Origin of the sequence: Amycolatopsis sp. CA-161197 (genome assembly GCF_050942255.1) — a bacterium.
Classification (GTDB): Bacteria; Actinomycetota; Actinomycetes; order Mycobacteriales; family Pseudonocardiaceae; genus Amycolatopsis.
This window is the reverse complement of record NZ_CP192059.1, coordinates 9,696,352-9,717,342: the sequence shown is the minus strand read 5'-3', so window position 1 is coordinate 9,717,342 and position 20,991 is coordinate 9,696,352. Positions and strand designations below refer to the sequence as shown.

Here is a 20,991-nt window from a genome sequence, read left to right as displayed (position 1 = left end):
GCCACTTCGGGTGAACGAGGTGTGGGCAACCACCGAAAACTCAGCCGAGCATGAGCAGGACCTGCAGCTCACCGACGATGAACCCGATCACGCCACCCACCGCGATCAGCTTCCACTCGTCCTGGCGGAAGGCCGGCCGCAGCAGCCCCTCGAACTCCACCGGCGTCATCGCGAGCATGCGCTGCTCGATGACCTTGGCGACGTCCATGGCCTGCGTGAGGTAGCCCTCGGCGTAGCGGACGGTCTGCGGCAGCTCCGCCAACGCCCGCCGCGCGGCTTCGTGCTTCATCTCCTGCAGCCGGCGCCCGCCGACGGCCAGGGTGAGCACGGGCTTCGCGAGGCTGGCCTGCTCGTCGACGGCGTGGCCCACCGCGCGTTCGACCATCGCCACGAGCCGGTCGGACTTCGGGCCGCGCAGCAGGGCTTCGAGCAGGTTCGCCGTGGTCAGGACTTCGTTGGCGATCAGCTCGCCGTACTGCCGGGCGACCTCGGCGCGGCGGCGCTGGAACTTGCCCTGCAGGATCACGCGGCCCACGCGCACGGGCTCGCGGGGCAGGAAGATCATCTTGATCGCGAGCCAGTCGGTGAACAGGCCGATGCAGCCGCCGAAGATCGGCAGCACGAGCGGCTGGCGCGTCAACGCCCACACGACCGCCTGCACGACACCCAGGCCGAAGCCGAAGAAGATGCCGGCGCGGGCGATGAACGCCATCTCCGGGCGCGAGGTCTCGCGGATCAGCCGCACGAGCAGGGCCTTGTCGCGGGTGAGGCTTTCGACGGTCATGTGCCGCACGTCGAGCACTTCGTCGAGGTTGTCGCGCACGTCCTCCAGGAACTCGCGCACGAGCCGCGGCGCGTTGGCCTGGACCTGCTTGATCAGCAGCTCCTGCGCGAGCGTCGGTAGCACTTCCCACAGCCTGGGGTGGTGCTCCTCCAGCACGTCGCGCGCGATCGCGTCGACGGCCCGCAGCAGCGGCTGCTCCAGCTCGCGCGTGACGATGACCGGGTCGATCTTCTCGAAGATCTCCTTGAGGTCGAGCAGGTTCGTGGTCAGCAGGTCGGTGGCGATGGCCGCCATCCGGCCGCCGTGCTTGGGCACCACGCCCTGCCACCCGAGGAACGGTTTGATCCCGACGAACTCCAGCGGGCGGAACATCATCTCGATCGCCACGCGCTTGGTGACGTAGCCGATGAGCGCGGCGATGAACGGCATCGTGGCGTAGACCGGCCAGTGCCGCGCGAGGTCGTCGAGGACTGCGTCCAAACCGGCCTCCCTCCGCTCGCCGGAGAAACCGTATCGCAGTTGTCAGTGCAGCAGGACCAGCGCCTGGAGCTCGCCGACCAGTCCGCCGATGACCGCGCCGACGGCGATCAGCTTCCATTCGTCCTGCCGGAACGCCGGGCGCAGCAGTTGTTCGAATTCCAGCGGGGTGAGCTTGCGCATCCGGTCGACGATCGTGTTGCGCACGTCGAGCGCGTTCACGGCGTAGTCCTCGGCGTGGCGGATCGTCTCGGGCACGCGGTGCGCGGCGATCGCGGCGGCCGTCTGCTTCATTTCCTGAAAGCGCTTCGTGCCGACGGCGATCGCGACGAACGGTTTCACCACGCTCGCCTGCGCGTCGATCGTCTTCTGCACTTCGCGTGTGATCATGGTGAACAGCCGGTCGGACTTCGGGCCGCGCAACACGGCTTCCAGCAGGTTGGGCACGGTGATGATCTCGCGGGCGATCATGTCGCCGTAGTCGGCGGCGACCTGGTCGCGGCGTTTCTGGAACACGCCCTGCCACGTGTAGAGGCCGAAGAACCGTTTCGGCTCGCGGGGGAGGAAGATCATCTTCAGCGCGAGCCAGTCGGTGAACCAGCCGATGCCGAGCCCGAACAGCGGCAGCACGATGGGCGATTTCGCGACCGTCCACACGAGCAGCTGAACGCAGCCGAGAATGAAGCCGAACACGATTCCGGAGCGTGCGATGAACTGCATTTCGGGTTTCGAGATGTCGCGGATCAGGCGGTTGAGGAGCGCCTTGTCGCGCACGAGGTTGGCGACGACCATGTGGTTGAGGTCGAGCACATCTTCGATGTTGGCCGCGATTTCGCGCATGATCTTCGTGATCGCGCGTGGCGCTTCGGCCTGCACCCGCTTGAGCAGCAACTGCTGCGCGGCCGTCGGCAGCACCTCCCACAGCCGCGGCTGGTAGGTCTCCATCACCTCGCGGGTGACGTCTTCGACGACTTCGAGCAGTGGTTCTTCGATTTCCTTGGCGACCTGCGCGGGGTCGAGCCGGGCGAAAATCTCCTTCGGGTCGACGAGGTTCGTGGTGAGCATTTCCGTCGCGGTCGTCGCCATGCGTTCGGCGTTCGCGGGCAGCACGCCCTGCCACCCGAGAAACGGTTTGATGCCGGCGAACTCGACGGGCCGGAACATCATCTCGATGGCCACGCGTTTGGTGACGTAGCCGATCAGCGCGGCGATGAACGGCATCGTCGCGTAGACCTGCCAGTGGTGCACCGCGCTTGCCTCCCCGTGTCGCGCTCACGCGCACGGTAGCGGGCGGCGGGCGGTGAATCGGGGAGCCGCGTCGGGCGTTCACCGGTTCGGGCTTGGCCGGCTTCCGGGCTGCCCGGCTGCGGATCGACGGTGGTGGCTCGGCGGGGCCGCGTATTGGCCGGGTTCGTGCCGGTCGGGCCCAAGACCGATCCGGTGCGTTGTTTCGGACCGTCCATTCCGGTCTCCTGTAGTTTCCTCGTTGTTCTCCCGGCTGTCCCTCCTTGTCTGCGATGCCATGCGTGACCGAGGGTTGTGCGTTTTGTAATGCAGCCGTTTGGCGGTACGTAAACACGGACCTGCCCTCACTAAGGTGGCCCGATGGTCGCGCCTGAGAAGTCCGAAGCCACCCCGAAGAGCGTCCCGTTCGCTGTCGCCGTCAGGGGTTATAACCAGCGCCAGGTCGACGAGCGGCTCACGGCGCTCTCGCGCGAGCTGCGGGAGACGTCCCACAGCCGCGACGAGGCCATTGCGACGGCCGGCGAGCTGTCGAAGGCCCTCACCACCACGCAGAACGAGCTGTCCGAGACGAAGGCCGCTCTCGTGCGGCTGAGCTCGAGCCCGTCCGGCGCCGGCGCCATGGCCGAGCGCGTGCGCATGATGATGCAGCTCGCGGAGGAGGAGATCGCCGACCTCCGCGCCGCCGCCGAAGCCGACGCCACCGCCACCCGCGCCGAGGCGGACAAGTACGCGCACGAGTCGCAGCGCACCGTCGAGCGCCTGGGCAAGGAAGCGGAAGCCGAGCGCGAGCGGCTGCTGACGGAGGCACAGGCGGACATCGCGTCGCGCATCGCTTCGGCCGAGGCCGACATCGACGAGCGCACGGCGGCTGCGGACGCGGACATCGAGCGCCGGACCCGGGCCGCGGACGAGGAGATCGCTTCACGCACGGCGGCGGCGAATGAGGACATCGCGACCCGTACGGCCGCGGCGGACGAGGACATCGCCACGCGCACGGCTGCGGCTGATGAAGACATTTCTTCGCGGACGGCTGCCGCCAACGAAGACATCGCCACGCGCACCGCCGCCGCGGACGAGGACATCGCGACCCGCACGGCCGCTGCGAACGAGGACATCGCGACCCGGACCGCCGCGGCCGACCGCGCTCGCACGGAAGCCGACGAAGCCGCCGCCCAAGCCCGCGCCGAAGCCGACGAGTCGGCCACCCGCGCCCGCGTCGAGGCCGACGCCGCCGCCGAAGCCGCCTCCGCGGCCGCCCGCGCCGAAGCGGACCGCGTCGCGTCCGAGGAGATCGCCAGCAAGCGCGCTCAGACGGACAGCGCCCTCGCCGACGCCCTCCAGAAGCAGACCGTGGCCACCGAAGCCCGCACCCTGGCGCTCGACCTGCGGGCGAAGGTGGCGGACCGGTTGGCTGCCACCAACGTCGCCGTTCAGGAAGCCCTGCGCCTGCTGAATCCGGCGGACCAGGCAGCCACGGAGCCGGAGTCCGTTGAGGACGCTGCCGATTCGTCGGAATCCGAGGACGTCACCGCTCGCTGATTCCCCGGTCGTTTGCGGGCCCACCACACCGGTGGGCCCGCTTTTTTTCGGCTTCGCCTCGCTCGCCACCGATGTCCGCGGTGAGAATGTCGCTATCGACCAGCGCCGGAGGCCCAGTCCTTTGATCCTCGAAGACGAACGCGCAGCCATCTGCTCCCACGCCCGCCGCCTGTCTCCGGACGGCCTGGCCGTCGCCACCTCCGGCAACCTCTCCATCCGCGACGGCGCCCTGGTCGCCGTCACCCCCACCGGTGTGGACTACTCGACTTTGGCGCCTTCGGACATCCCCGTCGTCGGCCTGGACGGCGAGGCGGTCGACGGCCGTCTCCGCCCCACCAGCGAACTCCCCATGCACCTGGCCATCTACAACCAGGCTCGGGACCCCGACGGCTCCCCGGTGAACGCGGTCGTCCACACGCACTCCCCCCACGCCACCGCCGTGTCCACCCTGGTCGACGAGCTACCGCCCATCCACTACCTCGTGGCCACCCTCGGCCCGTCCGTCCGCGTCGCCCCCTACGCGACCTACGGCACTGATGCTTTGGCCACCCACATGCTCACGGCGCTGGACACTCGCCGCGGCTGCCTGCTGGCCAACCACGGCACCATCACCTACGGCGCCACTTTGGCTGCGGCGTACGACCGGGCGCGCCAGCTCGAGTGGCTCTGCCAGGTGTGGCTCCTGGCCCGCTCGGCCGGCACGCCGGCTTTGTTGCCGGCCGATGAGATCGGGCGGGTGGTGGAAAAACTGCGTGGTTATGGGCAGGGTTAAAGCGTTGACCGCAGCCGCATGAATGCATGTGCCATGCTCGGTGAGTGCCCGATGCTTCCGTCGCAAAGCTCATCGCCGACGTCGATGTTCTTGTCGCGTGCTTGGACAGCGTCGGCGAACGCGGGTGGAGCCAGCACTTCCGGCGCGCCCGTGTCGATCTTGCCAATGGTGATTCCTACGGACTCGAGCGCATCCTGGCGGCCTACGGTGGCATAGGCAGCTTCAACGATCTGGTGATCTGCCCGCACAGTGGCCACACATTCGATTCCGACCAGATCAGTGCGGTGAACGAAAAGATTCACGCCCTTGGCGGTCGAATCCGGAGTCAGGCCACCGAACTACGTCGCTGATCGGTGGTCTTCCGAACGGCTAGAACTGGTAGTACAAAAACGGACTGAACGTCCCCGTAGCCACCAGAATCGCGGCGTACACCAGCCCCGCCGTCATCACGCCCACGCGCAGAGCCGTGGCCGGACGGGTCCGTGACGACTCCAGCAGCGGGCCCGTAACCGGGTGCGCCGGGAGTACGAACACGGCCAAGGCCAGGATCAGGATCACCAGCCGCTGGTTCGTCAGTGCGCTCGAAACCACGTCGCCCAGGCCGCCGAAGTCGGGCAGGAGCATGTGGCCGATCATGCTCAATGCGTGCGGCAGGTCGGCGGAGCGGAAGAACACCCAGCCGAACACGACGAGGACCAGGGTCAGCACCCGGCGGCCGATGCGGGCGGCGCGGCCGGCGGGGGTGTCGCCGAGGTTGAAGCGGCGTTCGATGACGAGCAGGGCGCCGTGGTAGCAGCCCCAGACCAGGAAGGTCCATTGGGCGCCGTGCCAGAAGCCGGTGAGGACGAAGACGATGCAGAGGTTGCGGTAGGTCTTGCCGGCGCCCGAGCGGTTGCCGCCGAGGGGGATGTAGACGTAGTCGCGGAACCAGCGGGACAGGGACATGTGCCAGCGGCGCCAGAATTCCGTGATGGTGACCGACGAGTACGGCCGCGCGAAGTTCTCCGGGAGGCGGAAGCCCAGCATGCGGCCGAGGCCGATGGCCATGTCCGAGTAGCCCGAGAAGTCGAAGAACAGCTGCAGCGTGTAGCCGATGGCGCCGAGCCACGCCGTCGCGAACGTCATCTGGTCGGGGGGCGTGGAGAAGCACGCTTCGACCATCGGGCTGAGCGAGTCGGCGACGATGGACTTCTTGCACAGCCCCAGTGCGAACCGCGGGAAGCCGGCGGCGATGTCGTCGAGGCGGTGGGACCGGTGCTGCGGCAGCTGGTCCGCGATCTCGCGGTAACGCACGATGGGACCGGCGATGAGCTGCGGGAACATCGCGATGTACGCCGCGAACGACACGGGGTTGCGAAGCGCACGACGTTCACCGCGGTAAATGTCCACGGTGTACGAAATGTGGTGGAACGTGTAGAACGAGATGCCGATCGGCACCACGATGCTCGCGACGCCGACGTCACCGCCGAACCAGTGCGCGACGGCCGCGATCTGCTGCGTCGCGAAGCCCGCGTACTTCCAGATGACGAGCACCAGCACGTCGAGCGTGACGACGCCGATGAGGATCCGCTTGCGCCGCGTGCCGCGGACGTCCCAGGGGCTGGGCTCGAGCGCCGGCCCGGCGAGGAAGTTGACGGCCATGCAGCCGAGCAGCAGGAACAGGTATGGCCCGGCGCCGATCGTGTAGAACAGCAGGCTCGCCACCGCGACGATGCCGTTGCGCCAGCTGCGCGGGCACACCAGCACGGCGACCAGCACCGCAGGCATGAAGTACCACAAGAACAGCGGCGAAACGAACGACATCGGTGACGGACCCCCTCGGTTCCGGAGCTGACCTTAGCCCGAGCGGGTGGCGCCGTGGAGCGAAGCCCGGCGGATCCGGACGCGAATCACTGAGGGTGGTGGCGAAAGGGGCAAATGGACCGGTTCAGACCACTGCCGGGCCACCCTGAAAACAGGTGGCCTGGCAGTGGTCGAACGGAAACGTCAGCTCAGCCGGCCCGCGGCACGCCGACGGCGGGCGACCTCGGCCAGCAGCACGCCGGCGGCCACCGAGGCGTTCAGGGACTCGACGCCCGCCGCCATGGGGATGGAGACGGTGGCGTCGCAGGTTTCGCGGACCACGCGCGACAGGCCGCGGCCCTCGGAGCCCAGGACGATGACCAGCGGGTCGGCTGCGAGCTCCAGGGCGTCGATGTCCACGGTGCCGTCCGCGTCGAGGCCCACGATCATCAGGCCCTCCGACGCCCACGCCTTCAGCTGCCGCGTGAGGTTCGTCGCGACGGCGATGGGGAGCTTGGCGGCCGTGCCGGCGCTGGTACGCCACGCGACGGCCGTCATGCCGGCGCTGCGGCGTTCGGGCAGGAGCACGCCCTGGGCACCGAACGCGGCGGCCGACCGGATCACCGCGCCGAGGTTGCGCGGGTCCGTGACGCCGTCCAGCGCGACGAACAGCGGGGTGCTGCCGGAGTCGCGCGCGGCTTCCATGAGGTCGTCCGGGTGGGCGTACTCGAACGGCGGCACCTGCAGGCCGAGGCCCTGGTGCATGGCGCGGTTGGTCTTGCGGTCGAGCTCCTCGCGCGGGATCTCCAGGATGGAGATGCCCTTGTCGGCCGCCAGCCGGACAGCCTCGTTCACGCGGTCGTCGATCTCGATGTTCACCGCGACGTACAGCGCGGTGCCCGGGACGTCGGCGCGCAGGGCCTCGACGACCGGGTTGCGGCCGGCGATGAGCTCCGGGCGGTCGGCCTTCTTCTGCCGCGCCTGCTCCCGCGTCTTCGCGGCGTTGGCGGCGCGGTACGCCTTGTGCCCGGGCCGGTCCTCGGCCTTCGGCGTGGGGCCCTTGCCCTCGAGCGCCTTGCGCCGCTGCCCGCCGGAGCCGACGACCTGGCCCTTCTTGGTGCCGGTCTTGCGGACGGCGCCCTGACGCCGTGAGTTCCCTGCCATGTGTAACCGAGTCCTTAATCCACCGCAGTGGAACGGATCAGGAGTTCCTGACCGTCCACTGCGGACCGTTCGGGGTGTCCTCAACCACGATGCCCGCCTCGGTGAGGCGGTCACGGGCGGCGTCCGCGCGCGCGAAGTCCTTCGCGGCGCGCGCCTCCTGGCGCTCGGCCAGCAAGCCTTGTACGAGCTCGTCGAGCGCTTCGCGGACGGGGGTCTCGCTGCCGCCGCCGTCGGCCCAGCGGTCCGACAGCGGGTCGATGCCGAGCACGTCCGTCATCGCGCGCACCGACGAAGCGAGTTCGAGAGCCTTGGGAGTATCGCCCGCGTCGAGCGCGGCATTACCGTCACGCACCGTGTTGTGCACCACGGCGAACGCGGCCGGCGTGGCCAGGTCGTCGTCCATCGCGGTGGCGAAGTCCGGCTGCACGGCGCCCGCGAGCACCTCGCCGGCGGCCGCCGCGCGCCGCAGGAACGCTTCGATGCGCCGGTAACCCTGCGCCGCCTCCGCGACCGCGCCGTCGGAGTACTCGACGGTGGAGCGGTAGTGCGGCTGCACGAGGTAGTAGCGCAGCTCGGGCGCGCGGTAGCGCTCCAGCATCGCCGGGATCGACACGGTATTGCCCAGCGACTTCGACATCTTCTCGCCGGACATCGTCACCCACGCGTTGTGCAGCCAGTACCGCGCGAACGGGTCGCCGACGGCGTTCGACTGCGCGCGCTCGTTCTCGTGGTGCGGGAAGACCAGGTCGACGCCGCCGCCGTGGATGTCGAACTCCGGGCCGAGGTAGTTGGTGGACATCGCCGAGCACTCCAGGTGCCAGCCCGGCCGCCCGTCGCCCCACGGCGTCGGCCACGACGGCTCGCCCGGCTTCGCGCTCTTCCACAGCGTGAAGTCGCGCGAGTCGCGCTTGCCGCGAGTCGGGGTCTCGCCCTGCTGCACCTCGTCGAGCTGCTGGCCCGACAGCTTGCCGTAGCCGTCGAACGACTTCACGGAGAAGTAGACGTCACCGTCGGCCGCGTAGGCGTGCCCGCTGTCGATCAAGCGCTGCATGAGCGTGATCATCTGCGTGATGTGCCCGGTCGCGCGCGGGTTGACCGACGGCGGGAGGCAACCCAGGTCGTCGTACGCCTTCTCGAACGCGCGCTCGTGCGTGGTCGCCCACTCCCACCACGGCCGGCCCGCTTCGGCGGCCTTGGTGAGGATCTTGTCGTCGATGTCGGTGACGTTGCGGACCAGGAGCACGTCGAGTCCACTGTGGAGCAGCCAGCGCCGCAGGACGTCGTAGTTCAGCACTCCCCGCACGTGCCCGATGTGGGGCACGCCCTGCACGGTGGCGCCACACAGGTAGATGGACGCCGTTCCGCTGCGGACGGGAACGAACTCCCGAGGGGCACGGGTCGCGGTGTCGAACAGGTGTAGGGCCACCCATAAAGGGTACGGGGTCGGTGTGGTCGATGTCGCAAGGCGTCAAAAGACGTCGTGCTTGCGCAGGGCGCCGAGAAGTGCATCCGGTCGTTCGGCGGTCGGCAGCGGGTCCACGAGCTCGAACGCGCAGCCCAGAGCGCGTGCGCCGCCGTCGGCTTCCTCGCTGTCGCCGATCATGAGGGTTTCTTCGGCGCGGACGCCCAGCTGGTCGAGGGCCGCCTTGAAGATCTCGGGTTGTGGTTTGACGGCTCCGACCTCGAACGACAGGACGAATCCCGCGACGTGCGCGTCCCAGCCGCGCTGGGTGAAGGCGGGGCGGATGTCGAAGGCGATGTTGCTGAGGACCCCGACCTTGCGGCCGGCTGAGGCGCCGAGTTTGAGGGCGGCCTCGGTGTCGGGGTAGGGCGTCCACTCGCTGGGGGTGATGAGGCGGTTGTAGAGCGCCTCGGCCTGCTCGCGGTGGGGGACGCCGGAGCGGGAGAGGACTTCGAGGTAGACCTTGCGGTGGAGGGCCGGGTCCAGGTCGCGGTCGTTCCAGGCTTGCTGGTATTCGGCGTCGAGTTCGACGACTTGGCCGACGGGGGCGGTCATGCGGCGCATGAGCTCGGTCTGGGCTTCGAGGTCGAGGGATTGGCCGTGGTCGTCGATGACGTCGGTGAGCCAGGTGGAGTCCTGCTCTAGGCGGAAGAGGGTGCCGGAGAAGTCGAAGAGGACTGAGTTGATGGCCACGGGGGTCAGAGTAGCTAGGTCTGGGGGTTGAGGGAGGTGGTCCGATGGGGTCGGGTTGTTGGGTCTTGGGGTTCTCGGGGGTCTTGGGGTTCTCGGGGGTCTTGGTCCTCGCAGGGGCGTGTTGCGTGGGTTGTGGGTTCTCGGTCCTGCGCGGGGGCGTGTTGCGTTGGGCGTGCACCCCGAAGCTGGATTGTGTTGACGGCCGGTGAGCCGTTGTCAAGGCGGGAAAGCGTGCCTTGACAACGGCTCGCCGGCCGCAAGGAGGCTTCGGATCGGGGTGCCGGGGCGGGGCTGGGTGCAGGTTTCGTCGCGTGGGTGGGCGACGGTTGGTGAGGGTGGATGCGGCCTGGGTGGGTCGTGACTTGGGTGGGCGGGTGGCGGTTGGGTGGAGCGAATGACGCATTGGGGCGCCGGGTGGGGCGAATGTGGCGGTGGGTGCGCCCGATGCCGCGTTGGGGGGCGGGGGGCGAAGAGGCGAGGTCAGTTGCGGGTCAGCAGGGCGGTGGCGATGGCGGCGATGCCTTCGCCGCGGCCGGTGAGGCCTAGGCCGTCGGTGGTGGTGCCGGCGACGCTGACGGGGGCGCCGAGGGCGGTGCCGAGGGCGGCTTGGGCTTCGGTGCGGCGTTTGCCGATGCGGGGGTGGTTGCCGATGACCTGGACGGTGGCGTTGGCGACGCGCCAGCCTTCGGCTTCGAGCAGGGTGCTCACTTCGGCGAGCATGTCGGTGCCGTGGGCGCCGTCCATGCGGGGATCGCCCGTGCCGAAGACGGCGCCGAGGTCGCCGAGGCCGGCGGCGGACAGCAAGGCGTCGCAGAGGGCGTGGGAGGCGACGTCGCCGTCGGAGTGGCCGGCGCAGCCGTCGACGCCGGGCCAGAGCAGGCCGGCCATCCAGCAGTCGCGGCCGGGTTCGATGGGGTGGACGTCAACGCCGTTGCCCACGCGCAGGTCGGTCACAGTGGGGCCTCCTGGTCGCCGCCGGCCACGAGGGCTTCGGCGAGGCTGAGTTCGAAGGCGCTCGCGACGCGCATGGCGTCGGGATCGCCGGGGACGGTGGTGGCGCCGGCCACGGAGTCGAGGCCCGGGTCGGGGCTCAAAGCCAGCGCCGCGCGGAACGCGTCGAGCGAGAAGCCGACGGGGGTCTGGGCGGTGCGCAGGCCGTCGCGGTCGACGGTGGCGGTGATGAGGCCGGCGTCGGTCGCCTTCACGGTGTCCGCCATCGGGAGCACCGGGACTACGACAGACGCACCTGCACGGACCGTGTTCAGTACATCACGGACAGTCCGTTGTGGAGTGAAGGCGCGCAGTGCGTCGTGGACGAGAACCACTGCATCAGGCGAAAGCGAAGGCTCGACGGCGGGGAAAACCTGCCGGAGCGACGCGCCGGGGACGAACCGGCAGCGATCGGACAGCTCGGAAACAATGTCCGCGAGAGCGTCCGAAAACGACTCAGCACACCGAGAAGGGGCTGACACGACCACCAGATCGAGCTCCGGTGTGCCGAGCAGCCCCTGCACGGTGTGCTTGAGAAGAACTTCACCGTTCACCGCCGTGAGAGCACGCTCTTCATCGGCGGTGTGGTGTGCGACAGTCACGAACGCGACGCTCTGCACCTGCTGGTTCATCGGGTCGTGATCGTAGAGAAGTGGCTGCCCGGTGCCTCCGCCGGGAGCCGGATGACCCGGGGGTCAGACCGTCGCGGTTTCCAGAACTTCGTCGAGGAGTGTTTCCGCCTTGTCCTCGTCGGTGCCTTCCGCGAGCGCGAGCTCGCTGACCAGAATTTGCCGCGCCTTCGCCAGCATGCGCTTCTCGCCGGCTGAAAGTCCGCGGTCCTTCTCTCGCCGCCAGAGGTCGCGCACCACTTCGGCCACCTTGTTCACATCGCCGGAGGCGAGCTTCTCCAGGTTGGCCTTGTACCGACGAGACCAGTTCGTGGGCTCTTCGGTGTGGGGAGCACGCAGTACGTCGAAAACCTTGTCCAGTCCTTCTTGCCCGACGACATCACGCACACCGACGATCTCGGCGTTGTCAGCAGGCACGCGAACCGTAAGATCCCCTTGCGCGACTTTGAGGACGAGGTACTTCTTCTCCTCGCCCTTGATCACGCGGGTCTCGATGGCTTCGATGAGTGCGGCACCGTGGTGCGGGTAGACGACGGTCTCTCCGACCTTGAAAACCATGTGTCCTCTGCCCCTTTCGCTGATTCCATCTTAGCACGGTCTTCAGATGGCCACCTAGCGGCCCGGGATCGTCGTCGCAGGTCAGCGGCTTGGCGGGGGTTGACAAACCTGAATCGCCCGTGCTCATGCAGGTGATGGGGAAGGCGTTGATCAGCAGGTCCGAAATCCTAATTGGACGGTTGATCTTGGGTCCCGGTACACCCGTTGGGGCCCACCGGTTCCGCGCGCGCGACGGCGCCCGGCTAGTCTTCGTCGTGACGAGGCCGTGAGATGGAAGGACTCCGACGTGAGGCTGCAGAAACGTCGTGTGCTCGGCGCAGGTGTGTCGGCGCTCGGTGCCGCGCTGGTGCTCGCCGGGTGCGGGGCCGGTCAGATCACCCAGACCGACACTCAGCAGCCGGCGGTCAACGGTACGTACGCGCAGGTGAAGACGCTGGTGCTGCGCGACGCCGCCGTCCAGTACCCCGCGCAGGGCGCCGCCTACTCGGCCGGCCAGCCCGCGCCGCTCACGCTCACGATCGTCAACCAGGGCCCCCAGGACGACCAGCTCGTCTCGGTCAGCTCGGAGGGCACGAAGTCGCCGGCGCAGATCAGCGGCGCCACCGACATCGTCGCCGGGCACACGCTGGTCATCGGCCCGGACGACGCCGTCGAGTCGACCAACGAGCAGGCCGCGCCCACCACGTCGAGCTCGGCTTCCACGCCGCCCAGCAGCACCTCCTCGGGCGCTCCGACCGCCACGAGCAGCGCGTCCCCGGGCGACGGCGGCGCGGCCACGAAGCTGGGCCAGGGCACGGTCGTGCTGCAGGACCTCACGCAGCCGCTGTGGCCGGGCATGACGATCAACGTCACGTTCACCTTCCGCAACGCGGGCCCGATCACCGTCGCGATGCCGGTCGCCGCGCCGGCACACGTCGAGCCCTGACGGTTTTTGTCGGTGCGCGCCGATAACCTCGGCGCGTGGTGAAGAAAACCAGCACCGTTTACCGGTGCGCGGAGTGCGGGTACGAAGCCGCGAAGTGGGTCGGCCGCTGCCCGGAATGCCAGGCCTGGGGCTCCCTCGAAGAGCGGGGCGGGGCCAATCCGGCGATCACGCGGGTGGCCGCGGGTGCGCCGAGTGCGCCCGCGCGGCCCATCGGTGAGGTCGACGTCGAGACGGCCCGAGCCAAGGCGACCGGCGTCTCCGAACTCGACCGCGTGCTCGGTGGCGGGCTCGTGCCCGGCGCCGTGGTGCTGCTGGCCGGCGAACCCGGTGTCGGCAAGTCGACCCTGCTGCTCGAAGTCGCGTTCCAGTGGGCCAAGACGGCCGGGCGCTCCCTGTACGTCACGGGTGAGGAGTCGGCTGGGCAGGTCCGGCTGCGCGCCGAGCGCACGGGCAACGTCCACGGCGAGATGTTCCTCGCGGCCGAGAGCGACCTGTCGGCGGTCCTGGGTCACGTCGACGCCGTGAAGCCGGGTGTGCTGATCGTCGACTCGGTGCAGACGATGGCATCACCGCTGGTGGAAGGCTCGCCGGGCGGGGTCACCCAGGTGCGCGCCGTCGCGGCGGGGCTCGTGGCGCTCGCCAAGGAGCGCGGGTTGCCCGTGGTGCTGGTGGGCCACGTGACGAAGGACGGCTCGGTCGCCGGCCCGCGCGTGCTGGAGCACCTCGTCGACGTCGTGCTGCAGTTCGAGGGCGACAAACACTCGACGCTGCGCATGGTGCGGGGCATCAAGAACCGCTTCGGCGCGGCCGACGAGATCGGCTGCTTCGAGCTCACCGAGGGCGGCATCGTCGGCGTGCCGGACCCGTCCGGGCTGTTCATGAGCCGCACCGCCGAACCGGTGCCGGGCACGGCCATCACGGTCGCCATGGAGGGCAAACGGCCGCTGCTGGGCGAGGTGCAGGCGCTGGTGTCGAGCACGAGCATGCCGCAGCCCAGGCGGGCGGTGAGCGGCCTCGACTCCTCGCGCGTGGCGATGGTCCTCGCGGTGCTGGAGAAACGCGGCCGGCTGAAGCTGGGCGACAAGGACGTCTACGTCGCCACGGTCGGTGGGATGAAGATCACCGAACCTTCGATCGACCTGGCACTGGTCCTGGCACTGACGTCGTCGATGCACGACGTGGCGTTGTCCCAGCGCCTGGTCGCCGTCGGCGAGGTCGGGCTGGCCGGCGAGGTGCGCCGGGTGCCCAACGTCGCACGCCGCCTCGCCGAGGCCGCGCGCCTCGGCTACACCCACGCCCTCGTGCCACCCGACTCCGGCAAGCTGCCCGACGGCATCCGCGCCCTCGAGGTCGGCGACGTCGCCAGTGCGCTCAACGCCGCCAACCACGCGAAGTGATCACGACCCGAACTGGCTGGTGACCTCGTAGCTGAAGCTTGCGGCGCTGAGCGTCTCGCCCGGTTGGATCCCGTAGAAGTTCTGGTTCGTGACGTTCTTCGCGCTGAGCAGCTCGGAAGTCGCGGTGTTGACGTGGACCACCAGCTGGTGGTTGCCGTAGCTGACCGCGTAGGTCTCGGTCTCGCCGTCCGCTTTCCACGTGGTGGCCTGGTCGCGCAGCACGTCGATGATCGCCGCGCGTACCGGGCGCGGCGCGAGCCCGGACGCGAGCACGGTCAGCAGGCGCATCTGCACTTCGCCGGGTCCCGCGTAGGCCGCGGCCGCGGACCCGGCGGTGGGCGGCAGTGGCACCTTCTCCGTGGTCGTCTCGCCGGTCGGCGCCTGGAAGAGGCCGGGGAAGGACTGCATCCCCGGGAGGATCTCCGTGTACTCGTCCGAGGCCCTCCGGGGCAGCGTGGGCGAGGCCGCGGACCCGGCCTGGGTCAGCAGCGCCGAGCGGTCCGTCGGCAGGTTCGCGACGAACTCGGGAGTCGGCCGGTACCAGCCGGGGGCCACGTCCGCGTTCCAGCCACCGGGGTGGGGGAACTGCTCTTTGAAGTCGCCGCCCGTGGCGATCTGCGTGACGGAGTCCGGGCCGGGCAGGCTCGACTGGTCGTACTTCTGGCCCGTGATGACCACCGGGTCGCCCTCGCGGGTCCACCTGCGCATCCACAGGTCCGACCGGTCCGCCGGGATCCAGAACTCGACCTTCTGCTGCACGGCGAACGCACTGCGGTCGGCCACCCACTCGATGTCCGTGTAGGCGTTGGTCACGTGGGTGTATTGACCGGGACCGGGCTGCACGTCGGCGGTCGCCGTGGCCGCCGGCGCCACCGTGGCGGGCCGCTCGACGATCTCGCGGGCCACGACCACCCCGCCCGTCACCACGGCCACCGCGGCGGCCACGGCGATCCAGCGCCAGGCCCCCGGCCGCCTTTTCCGTGGCGGCGCCGTCGGGGCGTGGCCGGTTTCGGCGGCCGCGGCCCGCAGCAGCGTCGCGCGGGCGCGGTCCAGCTCGGCGGGGTCGGTGCGGACGTGGGGGTGGAGGGCGTCGAGGGCTTCGTCGAGCTCGGCGTCGGACCACAGGTGGCGCACGTTGTCGTCGTTCACAGTTCCTTCGCCTCCTCGGCGGTCTCGATGGTGCTCCCGACGGTCGCCGCGTTGGCCCGGAGCCAGCGCCGGATGCGGTGCAGTCGCGAGCGGATCGTGCCAGGCGGCACGCCCAGCGCTTCGGCGACCTCGGTCGGCTCGAGCCCGGCCCACGACACCAGCAGCAGCGTGTCGCGGTCGGCGGCATTGAGCTTCGCCAGCGCGCCGGCGAGCTGGGCCGCGCGGGTCTGCGCGTCCACCTGCTCGGCGACGCGGCCGTCGTGTCCCGCCGTGGTGTGCTCGCCGGCCGCCGCGAGCCGCGCGGTGGCCCGCAGGGCCCGCGTCTCGCTGCGGATGTGGTGGCGCAGCAGGTTGGTCGCGATCCCGTACAGCCACGAGCGCGCCGTGCCCAGGTCCGGCCGGTACGACTCGCGCCGCCGCAGCGCGACGAGGAACGTCTCGGCCACGAGGTCGTGGGCGGCGTCGTCGCCGACGCGGCGCGCGAGGTAGCGGTGCAACTGGCGCGAGTGTGCGTCGAAGAGCCGCCCGAACACGGGCGCCGGATCGGGAACGCCCAGGTCGGGACGGTCGAACGAGTCCGGCAACGCCGCCTCCGGACCGTCGTGGATCACCTGCATGCCCCGTGTTGCCCGCAGCTCTCCGCAGCGTTCACGGCAGCGCTCACGGAGTGACCGGACTCACCAGATCGGGTGGTCGCTGAACTTCTCCAGCGTCGTGACGGACGGGCGGACGTAGAACAGGCCGGCCGCGTAGCCAAGCACACCGAGGGCGAAGTTGGCGAACGTGGCCAGCAGGTCCGTCGCGCCGAAGCGGTCGTGGTCGCTCCACAGGTCGACCAGCGCCGACGCCGTGAGGGCCAGCAGGCAGGTGACGACCGTGGCGGTGAAACAGGCGACCAGCGCCGTGCGCGCCGCTCGGGCGCGGGCGACCACGAGGTAATCGCCCCGCAGGCAGCTGCGGCAGGCGAAGACGACGAGGGCCGTCATCACCACCGCGAGCGTCGGCAGCAGCAGGCCGATGACGCCGACGGGCGCGTCGGGGAGGCTGTGCCCGTGCAGCGGGCGGTTCACGAACGCGGTGAGGCCGAACACGAATGCCGTGCCGACCAGCAGGGCGGTGCCGGTGACCACGGAGCCGCTGCGCACGCGGCGGGCGAAGAGCGGGGGCAGCGGGGCGTAGTCCGTGGCTTCGCCGTAGTACTGCTTCATCCCGTCACCTCCTGCACCGACCTGCGTCCGAGCGCCGAATGAACGTGCAAATGCTCGTGAAGGTCACCTTAAGGGACGGTAGGTCTCTCAAGGTGACCTTCACGGCACTTGTCACCGACCTGTGCTAACGCGGTTAGGCCGGTGACAGGTGTTCACAGCTTCTCGGCGAGCAGGTTCGCGCACCGGATGAGGCCGATGTGCGAGTACGCCTGGGGGTGGTTGCCCAGCGAACGCTCGGCGATCGGGTCGTACTGCTCCGGCAGCAGGCCCGTGGGGCCCGCCGAGGCGACGATCTGCGTGAACAGCTCCTCGGCCTCGTTGCGGCGGCCGGTGATGAGGTACGCCTCGATCAGCCACGCGGCGCAGATGTGGAACCCGCCTTCGCCGCCGGGCAGCCCGTCGTCGCGGCGGTAGCGGTACACGGTGGAACCGCTGCGCAGCTCGGCCTCGATCGCGGTCACCGTGCGCTGGAAGCGCTCGTCGGCCGGGTCGATGAGGCCGGTGAGGCCCACGAACAGCGACGCGGCGTCGAGGTCGGTGCCGTCGTAGGCCGTGGTGAACGCCTGGACCTCGTCGTTCCAGCCGTGCTCCAGCACGTCGGCCTTGATGCGCTCGCGCAGCTCCGGCCAGGCCCCCGGCACGTCGCGGCCGTACTCGTGGCCGAGCTTCACCGCTCGGTCGATCGTGACCCAGCACATCACCCGCGAGTACACCCGGTGGCGCGGCACGTGCCGCTCTTCCCAGATGCCGTGGTCCGGCTCGTTCCAGCGCCTCGTGACGGCCTCGGCCATCGCGCGCACCATCTGCCAGTCCTCGTCGCGCAGCTCGCCGCGCGCCTCAGCCAGGGTGACCACGAGCTCCACGACCGGGCCGAACACGTCGAGCTGCACCTGGTGGTTGGCCAGGTTGCCGACGCGCACGGGCCGCGAACCGGCGTACCCGGGCAGCGACTCGATCACGGCCTCGGCGCCGATCACGCTGCCGGCCAGCGTGTACAGCGGGTGCAGCCGCTCCGGACCGGCCAAAGTGGACAGCACGCCGTGGAGCCACTGCAGGTAGCCCTCGGCCTCCTCGTTGGACCCGAGGTGCACCAGCTCGCGCACGGTCATGGACGCGTCGCGGATCCAGCAGTAGCGGTAGTCCCAGTTGCGGACGCCGCCGATCTCCTCGGGCAGCGACGACGTCGCCGCCGCCAGCACGCCGCCGGTGTCGGTGTTGACCAGCCCGCGCAGCGTGAGCGCGGAGCGGCGCACCAGCTCGGCCTGCACCGTCGGCAGCTTGAGCTTGGCCGCCCAGTCGCTCCAGTAGCGGCCCGCGCGGTCGCGACGGTCTATTTCGGACAGTTCGTGGGCACCGAGATCCGTGGTGCCGCAACGGAGTTCGAGCACCACCGGGTTCTCCGGCGTCGGCTGCACGAGTGCGGTGGCGGTGTCGTGCAGGCCGTCGGACGTGATGGTCCACTCCACGCGGGGCGAGCGGAGCACGAACGGCTCCGACGTGCCCAGCACCCGCAGCCCGTCGCCCTCGGCGACCAGCTTCACGGGCACGCCGCCGAACTCCGGCCGCGGCGCGAACAGCACGTCCGCCGCCGCCTCGCCCGAGATGACGCGCACGATGTCCGTGCGGTGCGAAGGGCTTTCCGGCTCGAGGTAGTCGGTCACGAGCAGGCGCGACCAGCGCGTCTCGACCGTCATCGTGTTCGGCAGGTACCGCTGGCCCAGCGGCAGGCCGTTGCGGTGCGGCTTGATCGAGAAGGCGCCCGCGCCCGGCCCGCCGAGCAGGTCGGCGAACACGGCCGGCGCGTCGGGGCCCGGGTGGCACAGCCACGTGAGCTTCGCGTCCGGCGTCACGAGCGCGACGGAGCGCTCGTTGGCCAGCATCGACAGCCGCTCGATGGGCGGGGCCGACTCGCCGTAGAGCCAGTTCCGCCGTTCCTCCAGGAGGAACCCGAGAACCAGCGCGACGTCGACGGTGTCCGGCACGCGGAAGGTCGCGAGCGTCTCGCCCTCGCCGACCTTGATGCCCAGGTCCGGGCCCGACAGGCGGGCGAACGCCTTCTCGTCGGTCACGTCGTCGCCCAGGAAGATGGCGGCGGTGGCGCCCACCTGGTGGCGCAGGGTGTCGAGCGCGCGGCCCTTGTCCGTCTGGACGACCGCGAGCTCCACCACCTCCTTGCCGTCGGTGGTCGACACGCCTTCCCAGGTCGACGGGCCTTCGTGCACGTCGGCGAGCACGCGGCGACCGGCCTCGTGCTCGGCCCGGCGCACGTGCACCGCGATGCTCGCGGGCTTGACCTCGAGCGACACGCCCGGCACGTCGAGCACCAGGTTCTCCAGCTCCGCCTCGAGCCGGCGGTGCAGGGCACGCGCCTTGTCGTCGAGAGCGTGGATGAACCCGATGTCGAACTCGGAGCCATGGCTGCCCACCAGGTTCACCTCGGCGGGCAGGCGCGACAGCGTCGCCAGGTCACGCAGCGCGCGGCCCGAGATGACGGCTGTGGTGGTCTCGTGCAGGCCGGCCAGAGATCTGAGTGCGCCGACGGACTCCGGCAGCGGCCGGGCCTCGTCGGGGTTGGCGGTGATGGGGGCCAACGTGCCGTCGTAGTCGCAGGCGACCAGCAGGCGCGGGGTACGGGCGATCTGCACGATCGCGCGCCGTAGCTCCGCAGGCAACGCCTCGGCGGTCAACACTCCTCCTCAGGAGGTCCAGCGCGGTACGGGGGGAGGTCAGTCGACCGGCTCCGCACCCAGCGCCTGCAGGAACGAGCGCGCCCACCGGTCGACGTCGTGGGTGAGGACCTGTCGACGCATGGCGCGCATCCTGCGTCGGCCCTCGGCGGGGTCGAGCGTAATAGCAGCCACCAACGCGTTCTTCACCCCGTCCAGATCATGCGGGTTGACCAGGAATGCGCTGGTCAGTTCGGAGGCCGCGCCGGCGAACTCGCTGAGCACGAGCGCGCCACCGAGATCGTGGCGGCAAGCGACGTACTCCTTGCACACGAGGTTCATCCCGTCGCGCAGCGGTGTCACCACCATCACGTCGGCGGCGGAGAAGAAAGCGGCCAGCTCGGTGCGGTTCACGGACTGGTGCAGGTAGTGCACGACCGGGTGACCGACTCGCGCGAACTCGCCGTTGATGCGCCCGACCATCTGCTCGATCTCGCCGCGCATGCGCTGGTAGTGCTCCACGCGTTCGCGGCTCGGCGTGGCGAGCTGCACGAAGGCGACGTCCTCGGGCTGCATGCGCTCCTCGTGCAGCAGCTCGTGCAGCGCCTGCAGCCGCAGGTCGATGCCCTTGGTGTAGTCGAGGCGGTCGACGCCGAGCATCACCGCCTTCGGGTTGCCGAGGTCACGGCGGATCTGCTTGGCGCGCTCGATCACGCCCTTGCTGCGCGCGAGGGTGTCGAGGCCGGCGGCGTCGATCGAGATCGGGAACGCGCCGACGCGCACGGTGCGGTCGCCGACCTGCACCATGCCGGGCCGCGACCGCACGCCGACGGCGCCACGCGTCGGCTCGAGGCCGACGAGCTGGCGGGCCAGCCACAGGAAGTTCTGCGCGCCGCCGGGGCGGTGGAAGCCGATGAGGTCGGCGCCGATGAGCCCGCGCACGATCTCGGCCCGCCACGGCAGCTGCATGAACAGCTCGACCGGCGGGAACGGGATGTGCAGGAAGAAGCCGATGCGCAGGTCGGGGCGCAGCTCGCGCAGCATCGTGGGCACGAGCTGCAGCTGGTAGTCCTGGATCCACACCGTGGCGCCGTGGGCCGCGACCTGGGCGCTGGCCTCGGCGAAGCGGCGGTTGACCTTCACGTAGCTGTCCCACCACGCGCGGTCGAACACCGGCGGCGCGACGACGTCGTGGTAGAGCGGCCACAGCGTGGCGTTGGAGAAGCCCTCGTAGTAGTCGCGGACCTCGGCGGAGGTGAGGGTGACGGGGTGCAGGACCAGGCCGTCGTCGTCGAACTCCTCGACGTCGACGTCGGGGACGCCGGGCCAGCCGACCCAGGCCCCCTTGCGCGAGCGCAGGAACGGTTCGAGCGCCGAGACGAGCCCGCCGGGGCTCGCCGTCCAGCGCTGGCCGCCGTCCGAAGTGCGCTCCAGGTCGACGGGCAGCCGGTTGGCCACCACGACGAAATCGGCGGACGGTGCGGTCTTGTGCTCGTCAGTCACTACAGCTGCTCCCTCGTCATCCGCGGGTCGCGGCCCCAGTGAAACCCT

General features: G+C 70.0%; 19 protein-coding genes. 5 read left to right on the top strand and 14 right to left on the bottom strand.

From position 1 onward, the window contains the following. Window positions 1-40: 40 nt before the first annotated feature. Together ACQPXB_RS46140 and ACQPXB_RS46135 are read right to left on the bottom strand one after the other, a co-directional pair. Window positions 41-1,264, bottom strand: a complete 1,224-nt coding sequence (locus tag ACQPXB_RS46140) for a DUF445 domain-containing protein (protein ID WP_366582361.1) — start codon at window positions 1,262-1,264, stop codon at window positions 41-43. Window positions 1,265-1,306: 42 nt separating this feature from the next. Then, window positions 1,307-2,482 (bottom strand): DUF445 domain-containing protein, encoded by a 1,176-nt coding sequence (locus ACQPXB_RS46135; protein ID WP_432857115.1) that lies wholly within the window; start codon window positions 2,480-2,482, stop codon window positions 1,307-1,309. A 384-nt stretch (window positions 2,483-2,866) separates the two neighbouring features. Between ACQPXB_RS46135 and ACQPXB_RS46130 the strand changes: the two genes are divergently transcribed. From ACQPXB_RS46130 to ACQPXB_RS46120, 3 genes are all read left to right on the top strand, one after another. Then, the gene (locus ACQPXB_RS46130) at window positions 2,867-4,045 is read left to right on the top strand and encodes a hypothetical protein (protein ID WP_432848322.1); all 1,179 of its coding nucleotides are present in this window, start codon (window positions 2,867-2,869) and stop codon (window positions 4,043-4,045) included. Window positions 4,046-4,166: 121 nt separating this feature from the next. Beyond that, complete coding sequence (locus ACQPXB_RS46125; protein WP_366582363.1) at window positions 4,167-4,817, top strand: class II aldolase/adducin family protein; 651 nt, start codon at window positions 4,167-4,169, stop codon at window positions 4,815-4,817. A gap of 44 nt (window positions 4,818-4,861) precedes the next feature. Then, window positions 4,862-5,167: a DUF6966 domain-containing protein gene (locus tag ACQPXB_RS46120; RefSeq protein WP_432848320.1), complete on the top strand. Its 306-nt coding sequence runs from the start codon at window positions 4,862-4,864 to the stop codon at window positions 5,165-5,167. A 19-nt stretch (window positions 5,168-5,186) separates the two neighbouring features. Here ACQPXB_RS46120 and ACQPXB_RS46115 read toward each other — a convergent pair whose 3' ends face one another. The 7 genes from ACQPXB_RS46115 to ACQPXB_RS46085 form a co-directional block, all read right to left on the bottom strand. Further along, window positions 5,187-6,620 carry an MBOAT family O-acyltransferase gene (locus tag ACQPXB_RS46115; protein ID WP_432848318.1) on the bottom strand — a complete coding sequence of 478 codons (1,434 nt, stop codon included), beginning with the start codon at window positions 6,618-6,620 and terminating at the stop codon, window positions 5,187-5,189. A gap of 183 nt (window positions 6,621-6,803) precedes the next feature. Then, window positions 6,804-7,763: a 23S rRNA (guanosine(2251)-2'-O)-methyltransferase RlmB gene (gene rlmB, locus ACQPXB_RS46110; RefSeq protein WP_432848316.1), complete on the bottom strand. Its 960-nt coding sequence runs from the start codon at window positions 7,761-7,763 to the stop codon at window positions 6,804-6,806. Window positions 7,764-7,800: 37 nt separating this feature from the next. Next, complete coding sequence (cysS, locus tag ACQPXB_RS46105; RefSeq protein ID WP_366582366.1) at window positions 7,801-9,189, bottom strand: cysteine--tRNA ligase; 1,389 nt, start codon at window positions 9,187-9,189, stop codon at window positions 7,801-7,803. Between the two features lie 42 nt (window positions 9,190-9,231). Continuing rightward, a complete protein-coding gene (locus tag ACQPXB_RS46100; protein ID WP_432848314.1) occupies window positions 9,232-9,918 on the bottom strand; it encodes an HAD family hydrolase in 687 nt (228 codons plus the stop codon). Window positions 9,919-10,398: 480 nt separating this feature from the next. Next, entirely contained in the window at window positions 10,399-10,863 is a 465-nt protein-coding gene (ispF, locus tag ACQPXB_RS46095; protein WP_432857112.1) for a 2-C-methyl-D-erythritol 2,4-cyclodiphosphate synthase, read from the bottom strand. A 5-nt stretch (window positions 10,864-10,868) separates the two neighbouring features. Then, window positions 10,869-11,540, bottom strand: a complete 672-nt coding sequence (locus ACQPXB_RS46090; protein WP_432848312.1) for an IspD/TarI family cytidylyltransferase — start codon at window positions 11,538-11,540, stop codon at window positions 10,869-10,871. Window positions 11,541-11,603: 63 nt separating this feature from the next. Further along, the gene (locus ACQPXB_RS46085) at window positions 11,604-12,095 is read right to left on the bottom strand and encodes a CarD family transcriptional regulator (RefSeq protein WP_033294400.1); all 492 of its coding nucleotides are present in this window, start codon (window positions 12,093-12,095) and stop codon (window positions 11,604-11,606) included. A 286-nt stretch (window positions 12,096-12,381) separates the two neighbouring features. Between ACQPXB_RS46085 and ACQPXB_RS46080 the strand changes: the two genes are divergently transcribed. Continuing rightward, window positions 12,382-13,020 carry a hypothetical protein gene (locus ACQPXB_RS46080; protein ID WP_366582369.1) on the top strand — a complete coding sequence of 213 codons (639 nt, stop codon included), beginning with the start codon at window positions 12,382-12,384 and terminating at the stop codon, window positions 13,018-13,020. A 35-nt stretch (window positions 13,021-13,055) separates the two neighbouring features. After that, window positions 13,056-14,417, top strand: coding sequence for a DNA repair protein RadA (radA, locus tag ACQPXB_RS46075; RefSeq protein WP_366582370.1), 1,362 nt, complete (start codon window positions 13,056-13,058; stop codon window positions 14,415-14,417). Here the strand turns inward: radA and ACQPXB_RS46070 are convergent, their stop codons facing one another. From ACQPXB_RS46070 to ACQPXB_RS46050, 5 genes are all read right to left on the bottom strand, one after another. After that, window positions 14,418-15,566, bottom strand: a complete 1,149-nt coding sequence (locus ACQPXB_RS46070; protein ID WP_432848309.1) for a hypothetical protein — start codon at window positions 15,564-15,566, stop codon at window positions 14,418-14,420. After that, window positions 15,563-16,183, bottom strand: a complete 621-nt coding sequence (locus tag ACQPXB_RS46065; protein ID WP_386950562.1) for an RNA polymerase sigma factor — start codon at window positions 16,181-16,183, stop codon at window positions 15,563-15,565. The genes ACQPXB_RS46070 and ACQPXB_RS46065 overlap by 4 nt, the downstream gene beginning before the upstream one ends. 60 nt (window positions 16,184-16,243) lie before the next feature. Then, window positions 16,244-16,774, bottom strand: a complete 531-nt coding sequence (locus ACQPXB_RS46060) for a hypothetical protein (RefSeq protein WP_432848307.1) — start codon at window positions 16,772-16,774, stop codon at window positions 16,244-16,246. Between the two features lie 152 nt (window positions 16,775-16,926). Further along, the gene (gene otsB, locus ACQPXB_RS46055; RefSeq protein WP_432848305.1) at window positions 16,927-19,461 is read right to left on the bottom strand and encodes a trehalose-phosphatase; all 2,535 of its coding nucleotides are present in this window, start codon (window positions 19,459-19,461) and stop codon (window positions 16,927-16,929) included. 39 nt (window positions 19,462-19,500) lie between these two features. Then, window positions 19,501-20,943 carry an alpha,alpha-trehalose-phosphate synthase (UDP-forming) gene (locus ACQPXB_RS46050; protein ID WP_366582375.1) on the bottom strand — a complete coding sequence of 481 codons (1,443 nt, stop codon included), beginning with the start codon at window positions 20,941-20,943 and terminating at the stop codon, window positions 19,501-19,503. Between the last annotated feature and the right edge of the window lie 48 nt (window positions 20,944-20,991).